At 49.6% G+C, this 2,978-nt stretch carries 1 rRNA gene; it reads left to right on the top strand.

The window, feature by feature from the left end:
• Positions 1–2,789 (top strand): 23S ribosomal RNA (locus tag H5200_RS22920); the annotation flags it as partial.
• Positions 2,790–2,978: the final 189 nt, after the last annotated feature.

Here is a 2,978-nt window from a genome sequence, read left to right as displayed (position 1 = left end):
CTTGAGACTAGGATTTCCGAATGGGGAAACCCACCTGCTTGCAGGTATCGTTAACTGAATACATAGGTTAACGAGGCGAACGCGGAGAACTGAAACATCTAAGTACCCGTAGGAAAAGAAATCAACCGAGATTCCGAAAGTAGCGGCGAGCGAAATCGGAACAGCCCTTAAGCTTAATTGGTGTTAATGGAAGGCTCTGGAAAGTGCCACGATACAGGGTGATAGTCCCGTACATGAAAATCCCTTTTAAGTGAAATCGAGTAGGTCGGAGCACGTGAAACTTTGACTGAATATAGGTGGACCATCATCTAAGGCTAAATACTCCCAACTGACCGATAGTGAACCAGTACCGTGAGGGAAAGGCGAAAAGAACCCCTGTGAGGGGAGTGAAATAGAACCTGAAACCGTGTACGTACAAGCAGTAGGAGCCCACTTGTTGGGTGACTGCGTACCTTTTGTATAATGGGTCAGCGACTTATATTTTGTAGCGAGGTTAACCGAATAGGGTAGCCGTAGGGAAACCGAGTCTTAACTGGGCGAATAGTTGCAAGGTATAGACCCGAAACCCGGTGATCTAGCCATGGGCAGGTTGAAGGTTGAGTAACATCAACTGGAGGACCGAACCCACTAACGTTGAAAAGTTAGGGGATGACCTGTGGCTAGGAGTGAAAGGCTAATCAAACCGGGAGATAGCTGGTTCTCCCCGAAATCTATTTAGGTAGAGCCTCGGACGAATACTTACGGGGGTAGAGCACTGTTAAGGCTAGGGGGTCATCCCGACTTACCAACCCTTTGCAAACTCCGAATACCGTAAAGTAATATCCGGGAGACACACGGCGGGTGCTAACGTCCGTCGTGAAGAGGGAAACAACCCAGACCGCCAGCTAAGGTCCCAAAGTCATAGTTAAGTGGGAAACGATGTGGAAAGGCCCAGACAGCCAGGAGGTTGGCTTAGAAGCAGCCATCCTTTAAAGAAAGCGTAATAGCTCACTGGTCGAGTCGGTCTGCGCGGAAGATGTAACGGGGCTAAACTATGCACCGAAGCTGCGGATTCAGAATTTATTCTGAGTGGTAGGGGAGCGTTCTGTAAGCGGTTGAAGGTGTACCGGGAGGTATGCTGGACGTATCAGAAGTGCGAATGCTGACATGAGTAACGATAATGCGGGTGAAAAACCCGCACGCCGGAAGACCAAGGGTTCCTATCCCATGTTAATCAGGGTAGGGTAAGTCGACCCCTAAGGCGAGGCCGAAAGGCGTAGTCGATGGGAAACGGATTAATATTTCCGTACTTGGTATAATTGCGATGGGGGGACGGAGCAGGCTAAGCAAGCATGGCGTTGGTAGTCCATGTGAAAGTGAGTAGGCTAGCGACTTAGGTAAATCCGGGTTGCTGTTAGGCTGAGACACGAGACGAGTCACTAAGGTGATGAAGTTGCTGATGCCATACTTCCAGGAAAAGCCTCTAAGCTTCAGATTATACCGAATCGTACCCCAAACCGACACAGGTGGTCAGGTAGAGAATACTAAGGCGCTTGAGAGAACTCGGGTGAAGGAACTAGGCAAAATCGTACCGTAACTTCGGGAGAAGGTACGCTCCGATTGGTGATGAGACTTGCTCTCTAAGCTGATTGGAGCCGCAGTGACCAGGTGGCTGGGACTGTTTATTAAAAACACAGCACTGTGCAAAATCGCAAGATGACGTATACGGTGTGACACCTGCCCGGTGCCGGAAGGTTAATTGATGGGGTTATCTTCGGAGAAGCTCTTGATCGAAGCCCCGGTAAACGGCGGCCGTAACTATAACGGTCCTAAGGTAGCGAAATTCCTTGTCGGGTAAGTTCCGACCTGCACGAATGGTGTAACCATGGCCACGCTGTCTCCACCCGAGACTCAGTGAAATTGAAATCGCAGTGAAGATGCTGTGTACCCGCGGCTAGACGGAAAGACCCCGTGAACCTTTACTACAGCTTGGCACTGAACATTGAACCTACATGTGTAGGATAGGTGGGAGACTTAGAAGCAGAGACGCTAGTTTTTGTGGAGTCGTCCTTGAAATACCACCCTTGTAGTTTTGATGTTCTAACGTTGGCCCCTGAATCGGGGTTACGGACAGTGCCTGGTGGGTAGTTTGACTGGGGCGGTCTCCTCCCAAAGAGTAACGGAGGAGCACGAAGGTTGGCTAAGTACGGTCGGACATCGTACGGTTAGTGTAATGGTAGAAGCCAGCTTAACTGCGAGACAGACACGTCGAGCAGGTACGAAAGTAGGTCATAGTGATCCGGTGGTTCTGAATGGAAGGGCCATCGCTCAACGGATAAAAGGTACTCCGGGGATAACAGGCTGATACCGCCCAAGAGTTCATATCGACGGCGGTGTTTGGCACCTCGATGTCGGCTCATCACATCCTGGGGCTGAAGTCGGTCCCAAGGGTATGGCTGTTCGCCATTTAAAGTGGTACGCGAGCTGGGTTTAGAACGTCGTGAGACAGTTCGGTCCCTATCTGCCGTGGGCGTTTGAGAATTGAGAGGGGTTGCTCCTAGTACGAGAGGACCGGAGTGAACGAACCGCTGGTGTTCGGGTTGTCATGCCAATGGCATTGCCCGGTAGCTACGTTCGGAACTGATAAGCGCTGAAAGCATCTAAGCGCGAAGCAGGCCTCGAGATGAGTTCTCACTAGAGCTATAAGCTCTCTGAAGGGCCGTTGAAGACTACAACGTTGATAGGCAAGATGTGGAAGCATAGTGATATGTTAAGCTAACTTGTACTAATTACCCGTGAGGCTTAACCATACAACGCCAAACGCGTTTTATGTGATAGTTGATAGCGCAAGAAGTTAATAGACTAAAGTAGATTTACTGAAAACTTTATTATCAGAATTCCAAATTTTAGTTAATTGCTAACGCGATTAACACCGTATTTGCTTGGTAACAATAGCGTTTTGGACCCACCTGACCCCATGCCGAACTCAGTAGTGAAAC

Origin of the sequence: Pseudoalteromonas sp. SG43-7 (assembly GCF_014164295.1) — a bacterium.
Lineage (GTDB): Bacteria > Pseudomonadota > Gammaproteobacteria > Enterobacterales > Alteromonadaceae > Pseudoalteromonas > Pseudoalteromonas rhizosphaerae.
The sequence above is the reverse complement of the archived record's forward strand: the minus strand, read 5'-3'. Positions and strand labels throughout refer to the sequence as shown.